The organism is Stappia sp. MMSF_3263 (assembly GCF_030733745.1).
Classification (GTDB): Bacteria; Pseudomonadota; Alphaproteobacteria; order Rhizobiales; family Stappiaceae; genus Stappia.
The window spans coordinates 228,091-249,091 of sequence record NZ_JASHIK010000002.1 but is presented as its reverse complement, the minus strand read 5'-3'; the positions used below and the strand labels follow the sequence as shown (position 1 = coordinate 249,091).

The window sequence follows — 21,001 nt, the reverse complement described above, 5'->3', positions numbered from 1 at the left end:
GCACTCCGCCGTGCCGCGCTTGCCGGGACGACGGAAAAGCCGGGAAGAACGACAAGACGGCGTGAAGCCGGTCCGATCCGCATGGCGGTTCGGACGTTTCGGGATGGCAATGCCGATCGGCGCAGCCACCGCACGTGAGGCGGAGCGGGAGGCGGGCGTTGATCCAGAAGACGCGGACGATGGCTCAAACGATACGAATCTCGCTTGATGCGATGGGTGGCGACAAGGGCGCGGAAGTCGTCATTCCAGGCGCAGCGCTGGCGCTCGAACGCCGCCCCGACATCTCCTTTTCGCTCTACGGCAACACCGACGTGGTGGCGCCGTTGCTGGAGGCGCATCCGCGTCTGCGCGAGGCCTCGACCCTGCACCATTGCGAGGTCTCGGTCGCAATGGATGCCAAGCCGAGTCAGGCGCTGCGCCAGGGCCGGTGGAAATCCAGCATGTGGCGCTCCATCGAGGCGGTGAAGACCGGTCATGCGGATGTTGCGGTGTCCGCCGGCAACACCGGTGCCCTGATGGCCATGTCGAAATTCTGCCTGCGCACGATGGCCAATATCGAGCGCCCGGCGATCGCCGCGATCTGGCCGACCATGCGCGGCGAGTCGATCGTCCTAGACGTGGGAGCGACGATCGGCGCCGATGCACAGCAGCTCATCGATTTCGCACTTCTGGGCGGAGCCATGGCGCGCGTCCTGTTTTCCATCGAGCGCCCGACCGTCGGCCTTCTCAATATCGGCGTCGAGGAGGTCAAGGGCCTTGAGGAAGTGCGCACCGCCGGCCGGCTGCTGCGCGAGGCGAACCTGCGCTCCCTGACCTATGCCGGGTTCGTCGAGGGCGACGACCTTGGCAAGGGTGCCGTCGACGTGGTCGTGACGGAGGGTTTCGCCGGCAACATCGCGCTGAAGACGGCGGAAGGCACCGCTCGGCAGATCGGCGGATATCTGCGCTCCGCGATGAACCGGACCTGGCGGGCGCGTCTGGGCTATCTTCTGGCCAAGGACGCGTTCGACCGGCTGCGCGAGAAGATGGACCCGCGCAAGGTCAATGGCGGCGTCTTCCTTGGCCTCAACGGGATTGTCATCAAGAGCCATGGCGGCACCGACGCGGAAGGCTTCGCCTCGGCCGTCGAGCTTGCCTACGACATGGCCCGCAACGACCTGATGAACAAGATTTCTCAGGACTTGAAGCATTTCCATCGCGGTCGCTTCGCGCCGCGTGACGGATCGGAAGGTGATCAGTGACAGTTAAGCGATCCATCGTTCTGGGAACCGGCAGCTATCTTCCGGAGCGCCGGCTAACCAACGAAGATCTGGCGCAGATGGTTGACACCTCGGACGAGTGGATCGTCCAGCGTACGGGCATCCGCGCCCGTCATATCGCGGCCGAAGGCGAGCTGACCTCGGATCTGGCCGTAGCTGCGGCCCGCAAGGCGCTCGAGGCCTCGGGAGTGGACGCTGGCGACATCGACCTGATCATCCTGGCGACGGCAACCCCGGACAATACCTTCCCCGCCACCGCCGTGACCGTGCAGAACAAGCTCGGCCTGACCAGCGGCTTCGCCTTCGACGTGCATGCCGTATGTTCCGGTTTCGTCTACGCGGTGGCAACGGCGGACGCCTATCTGCGCACCGGCATGGCCAGGCGCGCCCTGGTGATCGGCGCCGAGACCTTCTCGCGCATCCTCGACTGGGAAGACCGCACCACCTGCGTGTTGTTCGGCGACGGTGCCGGCGCTGTCGTTCTGGAAGCGGCGGACGGCGAGGGGACGACGGCCGATCGCGGCGTGCTGACCTCGCACCTGCGCTCCGACGGCTCCCACAAGGACAAGCTCTATGTCGATGGCGGCCCGTCCTCTACCGGGACGGTCGGCCACCTGCGCATGCAGGGCAAGGAAGTCTTCCGCCATGCGGTGTCGATGGTCACCGATGTCGTCGAGGCTGCCTTCGAGGCAACGGGCACCGACGCGAACGCGCTCGACTGGTTCATCCCGCATCAGGCCAACCGGCGGATCATCGATGCAAGCGCAAAGAAGCTCGGCATCGATCCCGCCAAGGTCGTCATCACGCTTGAAGATCATGGCAATACTTCCGCAGCGTCGATTCCGCTTGCGCTCGACCGGGCGGTGCGTGACGGCCGCGTTGCGCGAGGAGACCTTGTCATGCTCGAGGCGATGGGCGGCGGATTCACGTGGGGGGCAACTCTGTTGCGCTGGTAAATACGCAAAGTCTTGACGAGTGTGGGTTTTTCAATCCAACGTTGACCGGCGTGGTTGACCACCAGTACGCAAGACAATAGGCTATCGGTCGGGTTTGCGGGCTCTCATGGGCCTAACAAAAACATCCCTGACACCGCCGGATCGCGTGTCTGGCCAAGGAGGGACTATGGGCGGCAGGACAATTACTCGGGCCGATCTCTGCGAGGCCGTGTATCAGAAAGTTGGCCTTTCCCGGTCGGAATCGTCGGAACTCGTCGAAAAGGTCTTGTCCGAGATTGCCGACTGTCTTGTCTCCGGCGAATCCGTCAAGCTCTCATCGTTCGGATCTTTCGTCGTTCGTTCCAAGGGGGAACGCATCGGTCGCAACCCCAAGACCGGCGAGGAAGTCCCCATTCTTCCGCGCCGCGTGATGGTGTTCAAGCCGTCGAACGTGCTGAAGAAGCGTATCAACGAGACCATGATGGGAGCGTCCGAGAGCGGAGACTGATCCGCCGCCGGACGATGAAGCGCCATTTCAGCGACGGTCGACAAAAGCCCTGATGCCTTCCGCACGATCAGCGAGGTCGCCGATGACCTCGACCTGCCGCAGCACGTGCTGCGGTTCTGGGAAACCCGTTTCTCCCAGATCCGGCCGCTGAAACGCGGCGGCGGTCGTCGCTATTACCGCCCCGACGACATCGACCTGTTGCGCGGCATCCGTCATCTCCTCTATGGCGAAGGCTATACGATCAAGGGCGTTCAACGGATCCTCAAGGAGCAGGGACCGCGCTTCGTCATGCAGGTCTGGCGCGAGGACGGGGTGGCGCTTGCCGCGCTCGCAGCGCAGGCGGCCGCCGCCGACACGGGCGGCGATGCCCGGGAACGCTCGGCCGGGCAGGGTGCGCGTGGCGGCCAGTCCGTTGCCGCGGGCCCTCAGAAGGGCCGTTCGGCCGATGCCGAGGCGAACCGGTCGGTGGCGCATCAGGTTGCCGAGGTTGCAGAAGACGACGACGGCGAGCCCGTGCCGCGCGGCATCATCGCGGAAGGCGCGCAGGCGCCCGACACGCCGCAGGCCCGTGCCGGCCTGCGCCTGATGGAGCGGCTGTTGGGCGACCGGGTCGAGGGCGGTCCTGCCGGAAACCTGTCGAAAGACGATATCCGCCGTCTCCAGGCGACGCTTTTCGAGCTTCTCGAGTGCAAGCGCATCCTAGACCAGGCGCGCTGATCCTGCTTCCTGCTATGGCTTTTCGATTGTCAGTTTCACGGCTGCGTACCAGTCGGCGAAGCGCCGCATCTCCTCGTCGCTGAGATCGGCCGCGATCGCCGACATCACCTCGTGCTCGCGCTTGCCGAGACGAAACGCCTTGAGCTGCGTGTCGATATAGATCGGGCTTTCTCCCGCAAGGTTCGGCACGTCCTCCATCTGCCCCATTCCCGCCTCTCCGTGGCAGGCACTGCATTCCGCCGGAGCATCCTGCGCCGAGACGCCGTCCGCGAGCACCGCTTCCGCCTTTTGCGAGGCATACCAGGCGGCGAGGTTGGCGATCGCTGCGTCGTCGAGCGATTTCGCCACCACGCTCATCATCTCGTGCGTGCGGGTCCCGTCGCGAAACGCCTGTAGCTGCCGGGCGAGGTAGCCGGCCGGCTCGCCGCCGATATGCGGGGCGATGGGAATGCGGGCAAGCCCCTCGATGCCATGGCAGGTCCGGCACATGCCGGCAAGCTTGCGCCCGGCCTGCGGATCTCCTTCAGGCTCCTGCGCGCTGGCGGGCAGGGCCGCGAATGCGATCTGGGCGAGGAGAACCCCGCCCAGACCCCTGATCATGCCTTTGCGCATCAATTGCCCTCGTAGGAGATGCGGTAGATCGCGCCCGCAAGATCGTCGGACACGAGGATCGAGCCGTCGCGCAACTGGGCAACATCGACCGGACGGCCCAGATACTCGTCATTCTCGTCGATCCAGCCCTCCGCGAAAGGCTCGGTCGTGGCTTTGCCCTCTTCGTCGACAAAGGTCACCATGACGCGTGCGCCAACCGGCGTGGTGCGGTTCCAGGACCCGTGCTGAGCGGAGAAGATGGCGTTCTTGTACTTCGCCGGGAACTGCTTGCCCGTGTAGAAGCTCATGCCGAGATCGGCCGCATGGGCCACGGTCTCCACCGCCGGCATGACAACGTCGACAGGCACTTCCTCGCCCGCATATTCGTTGGTCCGCACGTCGCCGCCGCCATACCAGGGGTGGCCGAAATGCTGTCCGGCCGCCGTCTGGCGGTTGATCTCGCCCGGCGGTATGTCATCACCCATGCCGTCCACCTGGTTGTCGGTGAACCAGAGCTCGCCGGTCTCGGGATGGAAGTCGTGACCGACGGAGTTGCGGATGCCGTAGGTGTAGACCTCGCGGCCCGTTCCGTCGGTGTTCAGGCGGATCATGCCGCCGATGCCATGCTCCTTGTAGTGCTCAAGCTTGTCGGCCGGCGCGACGTTGAACGGCTGGCCGAGCGAGATGTACAGCTTTCCGTCCGGGCCGATCCTGCAGACCCGGGCGGTGTGGTTGTAGCTCTCGTCCGCCGGCGGCACGAGCTCGCCCTGCTTCACCACATTGAAGGCGGCGACATCGGGGCTTTCATAGAAGAACTCCGCGGCCGGATAGACCAGCACCCGGTTCTGTTCGGCGATGTAGAGGAAGCCGTCCTTCGAGAAGCACGGACCGTTTGGAATGGCGAACTTGAGCGAGGGCGCGAAGTCCTTGACCTCGTCGGCGACGCGGTCCTTGTTGCGATCGGTGACCGCCCAGACCTTGTCCTTGCGAGTGCCGACAAAGGTGACGATGCCCTGCGGGCCGACAGCCATGTGGCGGGCGTCGGGAACGACCGCATAGAGTTCGATCCTGAACCCGTCCGGCAGCTTGATCCCTTTCAGGGTTTCCCGGATGCCTGCGGCGTAGTCGCCGTCCTGTTCGACATAGGTGAATTCAGTCGTTCCGGTGCTCTGGAAGTTGGAGAGCTTTTCCAGATTGTCCGGAACGGGCGCCTGAGCCGAGGCCAGGGCCGTGGCCATCAGCAGGCTGGCACTTGCAAGCAGAACTGTCTTCATCGTTTCCTCCGGGGTGATATGTGCCGCGGTTGCGGCTGTGTCTTCGGGATCTGCGTCCCGATTGGGCAATCGAAAGGCCCGCCCGCTTGTCCTTTCAGGGGACGATCGGATGCGCGGGAGGGCAAGGTTTGCAAGCGATATCAAATCATACATATGACAAATAGCACAAGTCACGGTCGTGCCGGGCGGGTGCTGCACGCCTCCGCCCGGCACTCGCCTAAAGGGTGCCGCTCGCCAGCTCCGAAGCGATATGGTCCGCCTGCCGGATGGCGAGAGCCACGATGGTCAGCGTCGGGTTCTCGGCCGCGCCCGTGGTGAACTGGCTACCGTCGGAGACATAGAGGTTCGGCACGTCATGCGTGCGGCCCCAGCGGTTCACCACGCCGTCCCTGGGGTTCTCCGACATCCGGTTGGTGCCCAGGTTGTGGGTGGAGGGGTAGGGCGGCGTCGGGAACGTGCGGGTCGCCCCGACCGCCTCGTAGATCGCCATGCCTTGCTTGTAGGCATGCGCCCGCATGGCGGTGTCGTTGGGATGGTCGGAGAAATGAACGTTCGGCGCCGGCAGCCCGTACTGGTCCTTCAGTTCGTGATTGAGGGTGATGCGGTTGGTTTCCTGCGGCATGTCCTCGCCGACGATCCACAGGCCGGCCATGTTCTCGTAGGAATCGAGTGCCGTGGTGAACTCGCGCCCCCAGCCGCCCGGATCGAGGAACGCGGCCATGAAGGGCAGGCCGAGCGCCAGCGTCTCCAGTTCGTAGCCGCCGACGAAGCCGCGCGAGGGATCGTGCCGGGCCTCGTCCTGGACGATGCCGGCCATCGTGGTGCCGCGCCACATGCGCACCGGCTTGTCGAAGACGGCATAGACCGACCCGGTCATGTGGCGCATGTAGTTGCGTCCCACCTGTCCGGAGGAATTGGCAAGCCCGTCGGGGAACATGCTGGAGGCCGAGTTGAGCAGCAGGCGCGGGCTCTCGATGGAATTGCCGGCGATGCATACCACCCGGGCCTTCTGCAGGTGCTGGTTGCCGTCCTTGTCGGCATAAAGGACACCGCTCGCCTTGCCGGAGGCGTCGTGCTCGATCTTCAGAACATGGGCCCTGTCGCGGACTTCCAGATTGCCCGTCGCCTCGCCGCGGGGGATGTCCGTGTAGGCGGCGGACCACTTGGCGCCCCACTTGCAGCCCTGGAAGCAGAAGCCGGTCTGCTGACAGGCATAGCGCCCGTCATTCTCCGCCGAGTTGATCGCCATGCGACCGGTATGGACCTCCTTGTAGCCGAGCTTGCGGGCACCGGCCTCCAGCACCTTGAAGTTGTTGTTGCCGGGCAGGCCGGCACGGTCGCCGGTGCGCGTCACCCCGAGCTTGTCCTCCGCCTTCTCGTACCAGGGTTCCATCTCGGCAAGGTCGATCGGCCAGTCGAGCAGGTTCGCGCCCTGCACGTTGCCATAGGTCGTCTTCGCCTTGAATTCGTGCGCCTGGAAGCGCAGCGAGGCGCCGGCCCAGTGGGTGGTGGTTCCGCCCACCGCCTTGACGATCCAGGTGGGCAGCCCCGAAAAATCCTTCGCCACGCGCCAGTCGCCCGATGTCGAGCGGGGATCGAGCCAGGCGAGCTGGCCGAAACTCTCCCACTCGTCATTGATGTAGTCGTCGGGCAGGTAGCGTCCGCCGGCCTCGAGCGCGACCACGCTGACGCCCTTCTGCGCCAGTTCATTGGCGAGAACCCCGCCGCCCGCGCCGGTGCCGATGATGACGACGACGCTGTCGTCGTTCAGGTCGAATGGTGCAGCCATGACAGCGCCTCCCTCAGATCCAGTTGATGTCGTCGAAACCGCGGTCGATATAGCCGCCCTTGGAATAGCTCTCGCCTTCGTATCCAAAGAGCGGCCAGACGGCCTTCTGGTTGTACAGCCCGGTGACGAGCCCCCCGCGCACGGCCTGGAAGAAGGCGCCGTCCTCCATGGCGCGCAACAGGTCGACCCGGTCGCGTTCCCAGCCGATGGCGAGATAACCGGCATGCCCCTTGCCACGGGCCGCGGCATCGAGCGCGGCGATGCCGGCCTCCACCATCGCCGCCTTGTCAGCGCTGTCGTAGGGCTTCACCGCGGCCGCGTAGAACGCGTCTCCGACATGGTCATGCGGATAGATGTCGCGTGCCATCTGGACGAGCGTCGCCATGGTCTGCGGCTTGAGATGGGCAACCTCCATTGCCCAGGCTGCGCCGGAACCGGCGAGAAAGCCCGGTCCGGTGACGAAGGCGGCGCTCAGCACCGCGCTGCGGGCCAGCAACTGTCGCCGGGTGAGCGCCCGGTTGTGATGCTTTGTTTCGGTCATTGTGTCCTCCCTCCCGAAACGATGTCCGCCTGGAGCGACCCGCGCCGTGCCCGACGCGAATGGGCTGCTCCAGGATCATGAATGCGAACCTGCTGTGGACAGTCGCCAGAACCCGGCCGAACGCCCACCCGCTCCGGTCAGCGGTAGCGGCCGTGGCGCTGCAGCACCTCGATCTGGTAGCCGTCCGGATCCTGAACGAAGAAGAAGCGCGCGAGCAGCGTGCCGTCGCGGTTGAATTCGACGATCTTGCGCGGGGCGAAACCGGCGGCCGCGAAACGGGCGTGCTCGCCATCCAGGTCGTCGACGCAGACGGCCAGGTGCCCGTAGCCGTCCCCCAGGTCGTAGGGTTCGACACGGCCCTTGTTGACCGTCAGCTCGACCTCGAAGTCCGCCTCGTCGTTTCTGAGATAGAGAAGGATGAAATCATCGAACTCGAGCCGCTCGGCAATGTCGAGTGCGAAGGCGGTCCGATAGAATGCGACAGACCGAGTCTCATCGATCACGCGAAGCATCGCGTGTATACATTTTGCCACTTGTCTCCTCCCGGATTGCCTCGCCTCGCCACGTCAAGGTGGGAGCAAGTTTCAACCGTCCTGAGCTTGTTTCCTCATCAGTCGATGAAGTTCGCCAGGATCATGTTGATCTTCCGATGGCACGAGAATGCCCGGGAGTATGTCGCCTCGGGTAGTATGTTTGTACTACAGCCGGATTTTTACTCGGCAGCTTCAAGATGCAGCTGCGGGAGTGTCTGGCGCAGGCGGACCAGGCAGGCGCAGCGCAGCAGCGAGGTGAAGTTGCGTGTCTCGCCGCGCAGCTCGAGCACCTCGGAATGCAGCTTGGAAATGAAGGCCGGCGTGCTGATGCCTTCAGAGGCGGCGATATCGTCGACGATTTCCCAGAAAGAGCGTTCAAGACGGATGCTGGTGCTCTGCCCGTTCAACCGCAGGCGGCGTGTCTCCGGCTCGTAGTCATTGGGGTCCTGACCGGCAAAGATATGGCACATGCGCGTTCCTCCCGCGTCGCGGATGCGTTCTTGTCGATGTTGCGTCCGCGGAACACATGGTAGCGCCGTCCGCCCTCGGCACAAGTGCGCAGGTCTTTCAGTCGACTGGGGTCTCTGCTGGAAGGTCGAGCCGTTCGCGCTCGGGGGCGGAAATCGCATCGCCGAGAGCGAAGGCGAAAGCGGCAACACCGGCAAGATCGGCAGCGACCTCGCAGCGGAACGACAGGTCGTACCAGCGCCCTCCGCCCTGTATGGCAGCGCCCTGCGCAGTGACCGAGAGGCCGGAAAGGGTAGGTGCACTGCGAGCTTCCGCAAGGGCGAAGTCCGCCCGCAGCTTCGGATGCTCCCGGCGCACCTGCTCGATGGCTTCGTAATTGCAAAGCTGGATGATGCGTTCCTGCGGATCGGTCAGGTCCAGGTCGGCAAGGGTCGCCTTTCCCAACCGCGAGGCGAGCGCATGTGCGGTGTAGAGCGTGGTCGCCTCAACAAGTTCCGGCGCTTTCTTGCGCTTTGGCGCGGGCGACGGCGTCAGGCGCGCGGTGTCCTTGGCGATTGGTGAGCGGAAATTCTCCCGCCGCTCACGGACAGGCGCTTGCACGGCCGGGTCTTCCGCGGGAGGTGCTTCGAGGTCGCGTGGCCGGACCTCGGCTCTCTGTTGCGGGCGCGCCGGCGTGGGAGAGGCCGGCGGCACGGTGCGAAGGCGTCGCGGCACCAGAACCACATCTATCGACTGGCCCGCGCGGGGAACGTGGGGCTCGGGCGCGTCCGGCAGGTATTGCAGCAGGGCGAAGGCCGCGACATGCAGGGCAATCGAAATCGCAAGGCTTCGCCGCATCTGGGAGCGACCGTTCGTCGGAGCTTGAAAGGCGGGACAGGGCAGCGGCATTCGCCGCCACCACTCCCTGCCGCGCAAATGAGCCGGAATTCCGGCGAACGCATGCCACGGGCGAAAAAAACGCCGTGACATGTTGCTCTTATGACGGAGATTTTCGAGATAAATGGTCGGGCAGGCCGGATTTGAACCGACGACCCCTTCACCCCCAGTGAAGTGCGCTACCAGGCTGCGCTACTGCCCGACTGCCCAGCGTTTCCGCGAAGCCCGTTCTTCCTATCCGCTTCGCAACCGGCGTGCAAGCGCTTAAGGGCGTGCGTCCGGCGTGTCTGCACGAGCCTGTGTACAGCCTGCGCGCATCGACGCGGCGGCCCGCGCCCGCCAGCCGTATTCGCAGGCGATCAGCCCCCAGGCGAGGCCGTACAGAAGATAAAGATGACGCCAGCGATCGGTGTCGATGACCACGGACATCAGCATGTGGCCGAGCAGCACGACGAAGACGCATTGCGCCGCCCACTGCCACGGGCGTGGCTGGAAGACGAGCGGGAAAAGGCGCGTTGCCGTAAACCCGACCAGCGCCAGATAGGCGACGCCGCCGAGCCAGCCATAGGTGGTGAAGGCCTTCAGGTAGGTGTTGTGCTCATCCTCGGGGAAGAAGTTGCGGAACTGCAGCGGACCCAGGCCAAACGGGTTGTCGAGAACCATCTGGAAGCCGAGCGCGTAGCGGGCAAAACGGCCGAGCCGCGCCGTGTCGTAGTCCTGCACCAGCTTGGCGCGCTGCAGAAGCATGCCGGAAATGGAATCGACCGAGAGCGCGATGACGACCATCGCGACGAGTGCGACGACGCCGGCCAGCCCGAAGCCGAGAAGGCGGGCGCGGGCACGCGCATCGCGCGTGACGATGAAGATCAGCAGATAGACGCCCAGCCCGGAAAAGGCGGCAAGCCCCCACGCGGCGCGCGAGAAGCTGAGCAGGATGGCGAAGCTCAGCACAGCAAGCGCCGCGACCGGCAGGAGGGTGCGGGACAGCGGGCGGGTCAGCACCGCGTGCAGCATCACTGTCCAGGGCAACACGAGAAAGGGGCCGAAGACGTTCGGGTCCTGGAACGTTCCCTTGGCCCGGCCGTAAAGCGTGAACAGGCTGCCGGGCAGGGCGCCGAAATAGCCGCCGATACCGAGCAGGGCGACGATCAGCGCGCTCGCCAGATAGGCGTTGGCAACCGTCCTGAGGCGGGAGGGGTCGGCCGAGGTCACGGCGGCGAAGAAGACGCTGGTCAGCGCCAGGAAACCGGTGACGGCGATGTACATGATCGCCTCGCCGAAATCGTCGGACATCAGCGTCGCAAGAAGTCCGCCGCAGATGAACAGCACGACGACGAGCAGAAGCGGCGCCAGCGCCGGAGACAGGCGCGGTGCGCTGAGCAGCCAGCCGGAGAGAACGACGACCATCGCCAGTTCGTAGGGAGCAGGCTCGCGCAGGACGAAGCCGCCGAGGAAGACGACGGCCCAAAGCGCCACCGTGCCGATGATGCGCCCGTCAAGGCGAAGCCCCGCGCGCACCTTCGCCGGCGCGGGTGCGCCGGCGTTCGATCCGTACGGGACACTCGCGCTCAATAGGCGTTCTCCGTCTTCAGCAGCGCGAAGGGGGTCTGGATGAGGATCCGGATATCGAAGAGGATCGACCAGTTCTCGATGTAGTAGACATCGTATTCGACGCGCTTCTGGATCTTCTCCTGGGTATCGACCTCGCCCCGCCAGCCATTGATCTGCGCCCAGCCGGTTACACCCGGTTTCACCTTGTGGCGGGCGAAATAGCCGTCGACGACCTCGTCCCACAGCTTCTCGTTGGTATGGGCATTGACGGCATGCGGGCGAGGGCCGACCAGCGACAGCTCGCCGCGCAGCACGTTGAAGAGCTGCGGCAACTCGTCGATCGACGAACGACGGATGAAGCGTCCGACGCGGGTCACGCGCGGGTCATTGCGGGTGACGACCTTCTTCGCCGTCGGGTCCGCCATCTCGTGATACATGGAGCGGAACTTGAGGACGTCGATGACCTCGTTGTTGAAGCCGTAGCGCTTCTGGCGGAACAGCACCGGCCCCTTGCTGTCGAGCCGGATGGCCAGCGCCGTGGCGAGCATCACCGGGGTCAGCAGCACGATCAGCATGCTGGCGACGACCAGGTCGAAACCGCGCTTGGCGATGGAATCCCAGTCCGCCATCGGCTTGAGGACGACATCGACGATCGGTACGGTGCCGATGAAGGACGATGCCCGGTCGCGGAAGCTCAGCTTGTCGGTATGGGCCGACAGGCGAATGTCCACCGGCAGCACCCAGAGCGTCTTGAGGAACTCCAGCAGGCGCTTCTCGGCGCGCAGCGGGATAGTCACGATCAGCATGTCGATGCGCGCGATGCGGGCGAATTCGACCAGGTCCGACACCGTTCCCAGCTTGGGATAGCCCGCGACGATATCGGGCGAACGGTCGCCCTTTCTATCGTCGAACAGCCCGCAGATGCGGATGTCGTTGTTCGGCTGGCGCTCGATTTCATGAATGAAGTCGGCTGCCGCCTGGCCACCGCCGACGATGACCGCGCGGCGCTCCAGGCGGCCATCGCGGGTCCAGTGACGCACGAAGGTGGAGACGATCAGGCGGACGGTCAGCAGCGTCGCCATGCCGAATCCGTACCAGATGATCAGCAGGTCGCTCTCGAAGCCGCGCATGACATTGCCGAAGGTCTTGGCCATGAACAGGGTGACGAAGACCAGCGTCCAGGCGATCGTGATCCGGGCGCCCTGGGCGACGATGTTGCGCATCACCGGGATCTGGTAGCAGTCCGATGCCTGGAAGAACGCTGCCGAAAGGATCAGTGCGGTCGCAACCGGCAGCAGCGTGGTCGAGGATGTCAGGGGAACGCCGCCGGAGTTGAGCGACGCGAAACCGAAGGCGGCGACGATCGCCAGATCGGCAAGACGGACGGTGCCGGCCAGGACGATCGGCGAGATCACGGATTTCTGCAGCCGGCTGGCGATCTGCAGCGCCTGCGGGGACAGCTTGCTGCCATGCGGGTTTTCCGCGGCGCCTTCGGCGCCCGCCGCTTTCTCGGCGGGAAGGGCATCGCGCAGTCGGTCTGCGTGATTGCGTGTCATCACGGCTCGGTCCCCCTATTCCCGACCGCGGGGCGAACTCGCCTCGGTCTTGGCCAGAACCCTGCCGCCGACAAGCGACGGTGCGTCGCTCGAGCGGCCCGCCTTGTCGGAACGCTTGTGACCGCGCGTCTCGAGATAGAGCGAGGTGATGCGATCGTTCATCAGGTCGACATTGAAAGTCTCGGACAGGCACTTGCGCTGGCCTTCGGCCCGCCGGCGCATGGCCTCGCGGTCGCTGTAGGCGGTTGCCATGGCGGAGGCAAGGTCCTCGGCATTGCCCGGCGTCACCAGCTTGTCCGCGTAGCGGCCGAAAATCTCGGGAATTCCGCCAACCCGGGTCGCGATCAGCGGCACATTCGCGGCCACGGTCTCCAGGACGATGTATGGCATGGCCTCGGCGCGCGAGGGCACCACCACGCAATGCGTGCGGCCAAAGGCCTCGCGGGCGGGAAGGGGGCCCAGGAACGTCACCTGTTCCTCAAGCCCGTGGTCGCGGACCATGGCCTCATAGCGCGGGCGATCGTCGCCCTCGCCAACGATATGGGCCCGCGGGGTGAGGCCGAAGACCGTCTTCATGCGCGACAGCGCCTCGATGAAGAGATCGGGGCCCTTCAGATCGCGCAACATGCCGATGAAGAGGAAATCGACGGCATCGTCCTGCGGTTGGACCGCGGAAAACTCCTCCGGCATCAGCCCGTTATAGACGACGCGCGCGGCGATTCGGGGAGGTGCGACCTTCGATTCATAGGCCGAGTACTCGTAGTCTGACACGAAGACGAGCCCGTCGGTGAAGCGCTGCTGGAGGCGCTCAAGCGCGAAATAGACCTTCCCCTCGATCTTCGAGGCGTCATAGTGAAGGCTGCCGCCATGCGGGCAATAGATGCGCGTCACCTTGCGGCCACGCATGCGCAGCACCGTGCCGATGGCCCGGGCGAAGACGCCGCCCTTGGCGCCATGACCGTGGAGGACATCGGGCTTGAGGTCGCGAATGTGCCGGTAGAGGCTGCCTGCGGCTTTCAGGTCACCCGGGGTGACCTGGCGCCGCATCGGGAAACGCGCGATGCCGAGGGCGAGTTGCGGGGCGAGGCGGGCAATGGCCGCATCCTCGAACGGGCCGCCGGTCGAAGCGTCGCAAACGACGCCAACCTGATGGCCGGCCCGGGTCTGGGCGATCGCCAGATCCGAGATATGGCGGAAAATGCCACCGATCGGAGCGCGGACGATATGAATGATGCGCAAGGGCGCGGCGGTCATCTGAAGAACTCCCTGGTTCAACGCGTCTGCATGCCCGGATTATTTTCCGGATCAGGCATGGAGAAACGTTAGCAGGCAGGGATGAGTCTCAGGTTAACTCTCGCCACTGGCAGGCAGAACGAGTGAGTCGCGCGGTCAGAAGAAGCGCTCGCGCACATAGATCGTGTCGCCAGGACGGACCGGATCGGTGATCGGCACACGGCCGCTGATGATCTCGCCGTTGATCTGACGGGTGATATCGACGGCCGTCTGTTTGGCGCGCGGCGAGAAGCCGCCGGCCGTTGCGATCGCGTTCTGTGCGGTCATGCCGGCCACATACGGGTACTGGCCGGCATTGGCGACCTCGCCCATGACGAAGACAGGGCGGTAGGTGGCCACTTCGACGGAGACGTCCGGATCGCGCAAGTACCCGTTTTTCAAGCGGTTTGTGATGGTCGCCTCAAGCTCGCGAAGGGTCAGGCCGCGGGCCGCAACGCTGCCGATCAGCGGCATTGCGATATAACCGGCCTGATCGACCGTATAGGTGTTGTTGAGGTCCGTCTGTCCGAACACGATGACCCGAAGGACGTCGCTGGAATCAAGCCTGTAGGGCTTGGTCAGGATATCGTGGAACGCGGTCGGCGGCTGCCGGTAGCCGCTGCAGGCGGAGACCGCGAAGGCCAGGCAGAGGGCGACGATGAGGCGCGTGAACATTCCGATCTCCTGAAACGACTGCGCCATTCTTTTCCGCAACGTGGTTAACTTGCGGTGAATCCGGCGATCATTGTTTCAGGAGGGCAATCCGGCCCGGCTGGCGTCCGGTTAACCCTACGCTTACCATAAGTCTCCATCATTCTCGCCAAGCACCTTTCGGAGTAGCGAGCATGAACGAGTCGCAGGCATACGGCGCCCGGCACCACGGCGACGACGAACGGGTCGAGATCGACCTGTCGTCGATCCTCGGCGCGTTGCGCAGGTCACTGCGTTGGCTCGTTCCCCTGTGTGTCGTGGTGGCCATCGGCACCTTCGTCCTGCTTCAGCTGGTTTCGCCCCGCTACCGGGCTGAATCCAAGGTTCTGATCGAGACGTCCGACAGCGTCTATCCGGGTGATGCGCGCGGCGTGGAGGAGGAGAGGGCGCTGCTCGACAACGAGGGCGTCGCCAGCCAGGTCGAGCTGCTGCTCTCCCGCGATCTCCTGCGGCGGGTCGCCCAACGCCTGGACCTTGCCTCCCTGGCCGAGTTCGACGCGGGCTCCTCCAGTCTGCTGCGCGACATGTTTGTCGCCCTCGGGCTGATGCGCGATCCCGGCAGTAATTCCCGCGAGGAGCGGGTCCTCAAGGTTTTCTATGACAATCTCGATGTCTACCGGGTAGACGGGTCGCGCGTGATTTCGGTGCGTTTCGTGTCGAAGGATCCGGAAGTCGCGGCCCGGGTCGCCAACGCGCTGGTCGAGGAATACATCAACCTGCAATCGTCGGTGAAGCGCGAGACCACGGATCTAGCCGCGACCGCCCTGGAGCCCCAGATCGAGCGGTTGCAGGCGGAAGTGAAGGCGGCGCAACAGCGGGTCGAGGCGTTCCGCTCGCAGAACGACCTGCTGCTTGGCGCCGACAACCAGACGCTCGACCGCCAGCAGCTCGGCGAGATCGGCACGCAACTGTCGGATGCCCGCGCCGCCCAGTCTCAGGCCGAGGCCCGCGCCAAGCTGATCCGCAGCCAGCTCGATGGCGGCGGGTCGCTGGACAGCGCCCAGGACGTGCTCAACTCCCAGCTGATCCAGCGCCTGCGCGAGCGTCAGGTCGAGTTGCAGGCCCGCATTGCCGAACTGTCGACAACTCTGCTGCCCAACCATCCGCAGATTCGCGCGCTGCGTTCCCAACTGACCGATTTCGACCGGCAGGTCCGCCAGGAGGCTGCCAAGATCGCGGCCGGACTGGAGAGCGAGGCGCGCATCCAGAAAGAGCGCGTCGCCTCCCTGACCCAGACGCTCAACGAGTTGAAGGTGACCACGGCCCAGTCGAACGAGGACCAGATCCGCCTGCGCGAGCTGGAGCGCGAAGCGGCCGTGAAGACCTCGCAGCTCGATCAGTTGATGACGCGCTACCGGGAAGCCGACACGCGGCGCAACGCTCCCGTTCTGGGGGCCGATGCGCGTGTGATCTCCAAGGCCACCGTGCCGCTGGAGCCGTTCTCGCCGAAAGTGCCGCAAATCGCGGGGATCGCGACTTTTGTCGTCTTCCTGCTCTCAGTGATGTCGGTGATCCTGGGGCAATTCCTGTCCGGGCGCGCCTTCACCACCCGGCGCTATGAGACCGACCCGTCCGAGATGACCGAGCCGGCGCGCGAGGCTGCGCCGGAGCGACCCCGTCGTCTGGACCCGTCTGCCCCGACAATGGCATCCGGCAGCGCCTATCCCGCATCCTTCTCCTATGACTGGAAGCCGCCGGTTACGGCGCCGGTGGCAGCCGAAACGCCGGGCGATGCCGGGACGGCAGCCGCGGCGATGGCCTCCGCGCCGGCTGCGGCGGCAGGCGATGTCGCCCGGAGTGACGCGGATCGTCCGCGCCGCGTCGCAGTGCTCAGCGTCGACAGCGACGAGGTCTCGCAAGGGGTGACGTTCCGCCTCGTGCGCGAGGCGGCCGAGGACGGTGTCATGCCGCTTTTCCTGGAGGTTCGTCCGGACCTTGCCGATCCTCAGGCCGTCCCCGGTTTCGCCGAGCTTCTCGACGGCAGCGCGTCTTTTGCCGGCGTGATCTACCGGGACGCCGCATCGCGCGCCCATGTCATTGAATCGGGACGTCGCGCCATTGATGACGAACTCGCCCAGAACGAGCGTTTCGAGATGCTGATGGACGCCATCGACCACACCTATGATCAGGTGTTCTTCGATCTCGGCCTGATCGACGATTCGCTGATCAGCGCGCAGATCCTCGCCATGGCCGACCAGGTGGTGGTCGCCACCGGCGGATCGCCGGCCGGACCGGAACTGGAGGATGCGCTGCGCATGCTCGAGGACCAGACCGGCGCGCCGGTCGCCATCGAGAGTTCGGGCGAGGGTGCCCCGCAGGCGGCGCGTGGCCGCTCGGACATGGCCGCCTGAGGCGTCGGGGAACCGGAACTGCTGCCGGAAACGCAAAACCCGGGCTCGACGGCCCGGGTTTTGCGTTCGTGAAGGCAAGGTTTTGCGGCAGGGGCCGGTGCGTCAGGCGCGGAGCTTGCGCAGGGCGCGCACGATCGACCAGAGCGCCGGCGTGTTTCGGATGCGGCGCTTGATCTGGCGCAGGTGACGGATCGCCTCCTGTGCCGCACGTCCCTTCGTCGTCACCGGGATCTTCACGTCCATCAGGACTTCCTTGTCGGCCCAGGCGGTCTTGTAGCGTTCCGCGCCGAGGCCGAAATCGAAGCTCTCCGCGCCGCTGCGGCACGCATCGGCGATGACGTGATTGAGCAGGATGTCACCGGGGCTGCAGGCCGCGACATCCTCGTCGATGCTGTTCGTGTAGGCGTGATAGCGCCCGAACTGCATGCCGCACAGATAGGTGGCGCGGATGCGCCCTCCAGCTTCCAGCGCGTGGATCGTGACCCGGTTGTCGCCTTCACGCAGCGAGGCGAGCAGCTGATCACTGAGGAAGGCGCGCACGTCTGCGGGTTCGAAGACGTTGGGAATGCCCTGGCTCGCTTGGCGGGCGCTGCGCTGTGCGACTAGCGTGTCGAGGAAATGAAGGGCGGTTTCCGCGTCCTCCGCCTTGCGGCAGGACAGCGCGCCCATTTCCGCAAGCTTCTTTTCCTTTGTCCGCAGCTTCTTGCGGGCGCTCGAACTGCGGCGATTCCTGTAAAGCGTCTCGAAATCGGGTTCGAGCGGCAGCGCATGCACCGCGTTGAGGCTTTCGATCGCGTGGCGGTCGACGAGCGGGTGGATCCGCCCGTCGATCTCGGCCGGAACGTATTTCAGGTCGAACAGGTCGATGCCATGCTCGCGGCCGATCTTCAGCAGCGCCTTGTGCAGGCTTTGGCCGTGAATGCCGGCGAGGATGTCCTTGCGCCACAGTCCGCTGTTCTGGTTGCCGTGAAAGTCGCCGAGAAACCGTCCGACCCGCAGCAGCCCGCGCGCGGCCGGCATGATCGCCAGCGGCAGCAGGAAGGCCGGTTGCCCGTCGATGTCGCCGACCACGATCAGCGCTTCGATGCCCCGTGCCCGCGCCACATGGGAAAACCACGACGACAGCCATTCATGGCTGGTGAACATGGTGCCGAAGGAATTGTCCTGAAGGGTCAGCCATTCGCTCCGGGCCTCGGCCGGATCGCGCAGGGTGCGGATGACGAATTCGCCGTTTTCCAGCATTGCGTCGAGCCTCATTGCCTCAAGGTCCATGTCGTCCCAGTCATGCGACTGGAACAGGTCCGTCGACCTGGCTAATGCGTTCCCCATCCGCCTCGCCCTCGCTGCCTGCTGAAACACGTGTGACCAACTGTCCCGTTGCACGCATCACTAGCAACGAGTTCTAAAGAAAACGTCGATATGATCCGTATCGTTGAAAAAGACGTGCCTTTTCAGTGGGCCGTCATTCGATTTTGAGTTTGGGCGGGTGAGGAATGGATCTGCGGCGCCAATTGCTGGCCGGAAGCTGCAAGCTGCTTCACTGGAGCGGCATCGGTCGTCTGATGTCGCCGCTGACCGGCGGACAGGGGGTGATCTTCACCTTGCACAGCGTGCGTCCGGCAGGCGAGGCCCGTGCCTTCGCTCCGAACCGCCACCTGCAGGTCACGCCGGAGTTTCTCGACCACACCATTCGCCAGATCCGCGCCGCGGGCATGCAGATCGTGCCTCTGGAGGAAGCCGTCGCCCGAATGGCGGAGCCTGCCGGAGGCCGGCCGCGCTTCGCTGCCCTGACATTCGATGACGGCTATCGCGACAATCTCGAGCACGCCTGGCCGGTTCTCAAGCGCCACGGCGCGCCTTTCACGATCTTCGTCACCTCCGGCTTCGTCGACCGGACCGCGGAGATCTGGTGGGAGGCGCTCGAGCGCATTGTCGCCGGGGCGCGGGAAATCGAGGTCCCGGTGGGCGCGCGCATGCGCAAGCTCCCTGTCGTTACCGACCGGCAGAAGGAGCATGTCTTCTGCCATCTGCTGTACTGGTTCACCCGCGATCTCGGCGAGGATTCGCAGCGTCTTGAATTGCGCCGGCTTGCGGCGGCCCACAACTTCGACATCGAGGCGCTGGCGAAGGAACTGATCCTGTCCTGGGACGAGTTGCGCGAGCTTTGCCGTGACACGCTCTTTTCCGTCGGGGCGCACACCCACAATCACTATGCGCTTGCCCGGCTCACCGGCGAGCGCATGCGCCAGGATGTCGTCGCCGGGCTCGACCGGATCGAGGCGGAGCTCGGCCTGCGCCCGCGTATCTTCGCCTATCCCTACGGCTACGAGGCGGCGGTCAATTCCCAGTCGATGGATGTGGTTCGCGAACTCGGCTTCGATGCCGCCGTCACAACGCGTCCCGGCGTCATTTCTCCGGGCAACGAGCCGATGGCCCTGCCGCGCGTCTCTCTCAACGGTTATTTCCAGAGCGCCGCGATCGTCTCCCAATACCTGACGGGAGCCCCGTTCCCGGTTTACAACGCAGCCCGGCGCATCCGCGACACGGTCATTCCGCACCCGGCTTGCGGCTGAGCCGGAAGCCGTGCTCCATCCACCAGATGATGGCTCCGGCCGGTAGCGTCCAGGCGATGCCGGCAATGGCGAAATAGAGAATCTGCACGCCACGCGAGGTGTTCTGCATCGTCATGTCGCCGAGCACCATGGCGATGAAGGCGTAGGTGATCACGAAGCCGACGAGCAGCAGCATTCCGATGAATTTCCTGACGCCGTTCTTCATGCGATCCTGGCTCCGGCCTTCAAACTGTCATTGCGTGTGAGTGCATGTGTCACACGAGGGGTATCCGTCAAGGCCTTGTCATCGCGCGCAGCGGTCTGTAACCGGTGGCAGGTCGCCGGCAGCAAGGCCTGCGAAACCGTCCCTGAGCGATGTGATCCATGTCCGAAACGACCGCTACCTCCCCGTCCGGCGCCCTGGAACCGTCCCCGCGCGTTGTCCGCGACCGGCGGGCGATCCGCATCTGGCTCTACGGCATCTGCCTGCTGATCTTTGCGATGATCGTCGTCGGCGGCGCCACCCGTCTCACCGACAGCGGTCTTTCCATCACCGAATGGAAGCCGATCCACGGCATCATTCCGCCGCTTTCCGTCGCCGAGTGGGAGGAGGAGCTGGAGAAGTACCGCCAGATCCCCGAATACCAGCTCGTCAACAAGGGCATGTCGCTGGAGGAATTCAAGTTCATCTTCTGGTGGGAATGGGGGCATCGCCTGCTTGGCCGGATTATCGGTCTTGCCTTCTTCGTGCCGCTCGTCTGGTTCTGGTGGCGTGGCCGCGTCGAACGCCAGCTGCTGCCCTGGCTCGTCGGCGGTTTCGTCCTTGGCGGCATGCAGGGCGTCGTCGGCTGGTGGATGGTCGTCTCGGGGCTTGCCGAGCGTGTCGACGTCAGCCAGTACCGGCTCGCGGTCCATCTGACGCTGGCCTGCCTGATCTTCCTCTATCTCTTTTCCCTTGCCCGCTATCTTGCGCTCACCCCGGTCGGGCGACCCGCCGCGGCGCCGGAGCGGCAACGGCCCTTTCTCGGCACGGCAACACTTTTGCTCGTCCTGCTGGTTGCCCAGATCTTCCTCGGTGGGCTCGTTGCCGGACTGAAGGCGGGGTTTTCCTTCAACACCTGGCCGCTGATGGACGGGGCCTTCATTCCCTCCGGCCTGTGGACCATGGCGCCGGCCTGGATCAACCATTTCGAGAACGTGCTGACCGTCCAGTTCCAGCACAGGATGACGGCCTATCTGATCGTTGCGCTCGGCCTGTGGGCGATGTGGGCGGTCTACCGCTCCGGCGCCGCCCGCCATCTGCGCGGCGCCGCCCACGGCGTTGCAGTGGCACTTGTCGTCCAGATGGTCATCGGTATCGCCACGCTGCTTGGCCATGTGCCGTTCTGGCTGGCTCTCGCCCATCAGGGCTTCATCGCCGTCGTCATGGTCGCGGTGGTCGAGTTCTGGGTTCGCGCCCGTTTCTCCGAGCCGGTCCGCGCCTGACGTCAGCTTGGGGGCATGAAAAAAGCCGGGCC

20 protein-coding genes and 1 tRNA gene are annotated in these 21,001 nt (G+C 65.0%); 7 read left to right on the top strand and 14 right to left on the bottom strand.

Annotated features, from left to right (window positions below):
• The first annotated feature begins 179 nt into the window (after positions 1 to 179).
• The 4 genes from plsX to RBB46_RS03980 all read left to right on the top strand — a co-directional run bounded on the left by plsX (position 180) and on the right by RBB46_RS03980 (position 3,419).
• Positions 180 to 1,241, top strand: coding sequence for a phosphate acyltransferase PlsX (plsX, locus tag RBB46_RS03995; protein WP_306027588.1), 1,062 nt, complete (start codon positions 180 to 182; stop codon positions 1,239 to 1,241).
• Positions 1,238 to 2,215, top strand: a complete 978-nt coding sequence (locus RBB46_RS03990; RefSeq protein ID WP_306027587.1) for a beta-ketoacyl-ACP synthase III — start codon at positions 1,238 to 1,240, stop codon at positions 2,213 to 2,215. The genes plsX and RBB46_RS03990 overlap by 4 nt, the downstream gene beginning before the upstream one ends.
• Positions 2,216 to 2,381: 166 nt before the next feature.
• Positions 2,382 to 2,702, top strand: coding sequence for an integration host factor subunit alpha (locus tag RBB46_RS03985; protein WP_306027586.1), 321 nt, complete (start codon positions 2,382 to 2,384; stop codon positions 2,700 to 2,702).
• A 24-nt stretch (positions 2,703 to 2,726) separates the two neighbouring features.
• Entirely contained in the window at positions 2,727 to 3,419 is a 693-nt protein-coding gene (locus tag RBB46_RS03980; protein ID WP_306027724.1) for a MerR family transcriptional regulator, read from the top strand.
• Positions 3,420 to 3,431: 12 nt separating this feature from the next.
• Here RBB46_RS03980 and RBB46_RS03975 read toward each other — a convergent pair whose 3' ends face one another.
• The 12 genes from RBB46_RS03975 to RBB46_RS03920 all read right to left on the bottom strand — a co-directional run bounded on the left by RBB46_RS03975 (position 3,432) and on the right by RBB46_RS03920 (position 14,545).
• Positions 3,432 to 4,019 carry a cytochrome c gene (locus tag RBB46_RS03975; RefSeq protein WP_306027585.1) on the bottom strand — a complete coding sequence of 196 codons (588 nt, stop codon included), beginning with the start codon at positions 4,017 to 4,019 and terminating at the stop codon, positions 3,432 to 3,434.
• Positions 4,020 to 4,030: 11 nt separating this feature from the next.
• Complete coding sequence (locus tag RBB46_RS03970; RefSeq protein ID WP_306027584.1) at positions 4,031 to 5,284, bottom strand: sorbosone dehydrogenase family protein; 1,254 nt, start codon at positions 5,282 to 5,284, stop codon at positions 4,031 to 4,033.
• A 217-nt stretch (positions 5,285 to 5,501) separates the two neighbouring features.
• Positions 5,502 to 7,073: a GMC family oxidoreductase gene (locus RBB46_RS03965; RefSeq protein WP_306027583.1), complete on the bottom strand. Its 1,572-nt coding sequence runs from the start codon at positions 7,071 to 7,073 to the stop codon at positions 5,502 to 5,504.
• Between the two features lie 13 nt (positions 7,074 to 7,086).
• Positions 7,087 to 7,614, bottom strand: coding sequence for a Twin-arginine translocation pathway signal (locus RBB46_RS03960; RefSeq protein WP_306027582.1), 528 nt, complete (start codon positions 7,612 to 7,614; stop codon positions 7,087 to 7,089).
• Between the two features lie 137 nt (positions 7,615 to 7,751).
• Positions 7,752 to 8,147, bottom strand: a complete 396-nt coding sequence (locus RBB46_RS03955; RefSeq protein ID WP_306027581.1) for a VOC family protein — start codon at positions 8,145 to 8,147, stop codon at positions 7,752 to 7,754.
• A 179-nt stretch (positions 8,148 to 8,326) separates the two neighbouring features.
• Positions 8,327 to 8,617, bottom strand: coding sequence for a ribbon-helix-helix domain-containing protein (locus RBB46_RS03950; protein WP_306027580.1), 291 nt, complete (start codon positions 8,615 to 8,617; stop codon positions 8,327 to 8,329).
• 97 nt (positions 8,618 to 8,714) lie between these two features.
• Positions 8,715 to 9,452, bottom strand: coding sequence for a DUF930 domain-containing protein (locus RBB46_RS03945; RefSeq protein ID WP_306027579.1), 738 nt, complete (start codon positions 9,450 to 9,452; stop codon positions 8,715 to 8,717).
• Positions 9,453 to 9,616: 164 nt separating this feature from the next.
• Positions 9,617 to 9,693: transfer RNA gene (locus RBB46_RS03940), tRNA-Pro, on the bottom strand.
• Positions 9,694 to 9,755: 62 nt separating this feature from the next.
• Positions 9,756 to 11,063, bottom strand: coding sequence for an O-antigen ligase (locus RBB46_RS03935; RefSeq protein WP_306027578.1), 1,308 nt, complete (start codon positions 11,061 to 11,063; stop codon positions 9,756 to 9,758).
• Positions 11,060 to 12,598 (bottom strand): undecaprenyl-phosphate glucose phosphotransferase, encoded by a 1,539-nt coding sequence (locus RBB46_RS03930; RefSeq protein ID WP_306027577.1) that lies wholly within the window; start codon positions 12,596 to 12,598, stop codon positions 11,060 to 11,062. The genes RBB46_RS03935 and RBB46_RS03930 overlap by 4 nt, the downstream gene beginning before the upstream one ends.
• Positions 12,599 to 12,613: 15 nt before the next feature.
• Positions 12,614 to 13,852 carry a glycosyltransferase gene (locus RBB46_RS03925; protein ID WP_306027576.1) on the bottom strand — a complete coding sequence of 413 codons (1,239 nt, stop codon included), beginning with the start codon at positions 13,850 to 13,852 and terminating at the stop codon, positions 12,614 to 12,616.
• Between the two features lie 135 nt (positions 13,853 to 13,987).
• On the bottom strand, positions 13,988 to 14,545 hold the full coding sequence (locus RBB46_RS03920) for a polysaccharide biosynthesis/export family protein (protein WP_306027575.1): 558 nt from the start codon (positions 14,543 to 14,545) through the stop codon (positions 13,988 to 13,990).
• Between the two features lie 170 nt (positions 14,546 to 14,715).
• Here RBB46_RS03920 and RBB46_RS03915 point away from each other — a divergent pair, with 170 nt between their 5' ends.
• On the top strand, positions 14,716 to 16,932 hold the full coding sequence (locus RBB46_RS03915) for an exopolysaccharide transport family protein (RefSeq protein WP_306027574.1): 2,217 nt from the start codon (positions 14,716 to 14,718) through the stop codon (positions 16,930 to 16,932).
• A gap of 102 nt (positions 16,933 to 17,034) precedes the next feature.
• Here RBB46_RS03915 and RBB46_RS03910 read toward each other — a convergent pair whose 3' ends face one another.
• Positions 17,035 to 18,261, bottom strand: coding sequence for a GNAT family N-acetyltransferase (locus RBB46_RS03910; RefSeq protein WP_306027573.1), 1,227 nt, complete (start codon positions 18,259 to 18,261; stop codon positions 17,035 to 17,037).
• A 164-nt stretch (positions 18,262 to 18,425) separates the two neighbouring features.
• Here RBB46_RS03910 and RBB46_RS03905 point away from each other — a divergent pair, with 164 nt between their 5' ends.
• The gene (locus tag RBB46_RS03905; protein ID WP_306027572.1) at positions 18,426 to 19,505 is read left to right on the top strand and encodes a polysaccharide deacetylase family protein; all 1,080 of its coding nucleotides are present in this window, start codon (positions 18,426 to 18,428) and stop codon (positions 19,503 to 19,505) included.
• On the opposite strand, the gene RBB46_RS03900 is transcribed toward RBB46_RS03905, so the two are convergent.
• On the bottom strand, positions 19,480 to 19,710 hold the full coding sequence (locus tag RBB46_RS03900) for a DUF2842 domain-containing protein (protein WP_306027571.1): 231 nt from the start codon (positions 19,708 to 19,710) through the stop codon (positions 19,480 to 19,482). The two genes, RBB46_RS03905 and RBB46_RS03900, sit on opposite strands and share 26 nt — an antisense overlap.
• Before the next feature lie 158 nt (positions 19,711 to 19,868).
• Between RBB46_RS03900 and RBB46_RS03895 the strand changes: the two genes are divergently transcribed.
• Positions 19,869 to 20,969: a COX15/CtaA family protein gene (locus RBB46_RS03895; protein ID WP_306027570.1), complete on the top strand. Its 1,101-nt coding sequence runs from the start codon at positions 19,869 to 19,871 to the stop codon at positions 20,967 to 20,969.
• Positions 20,970 to 21,001: the final 32 nt, after the last annotated feature.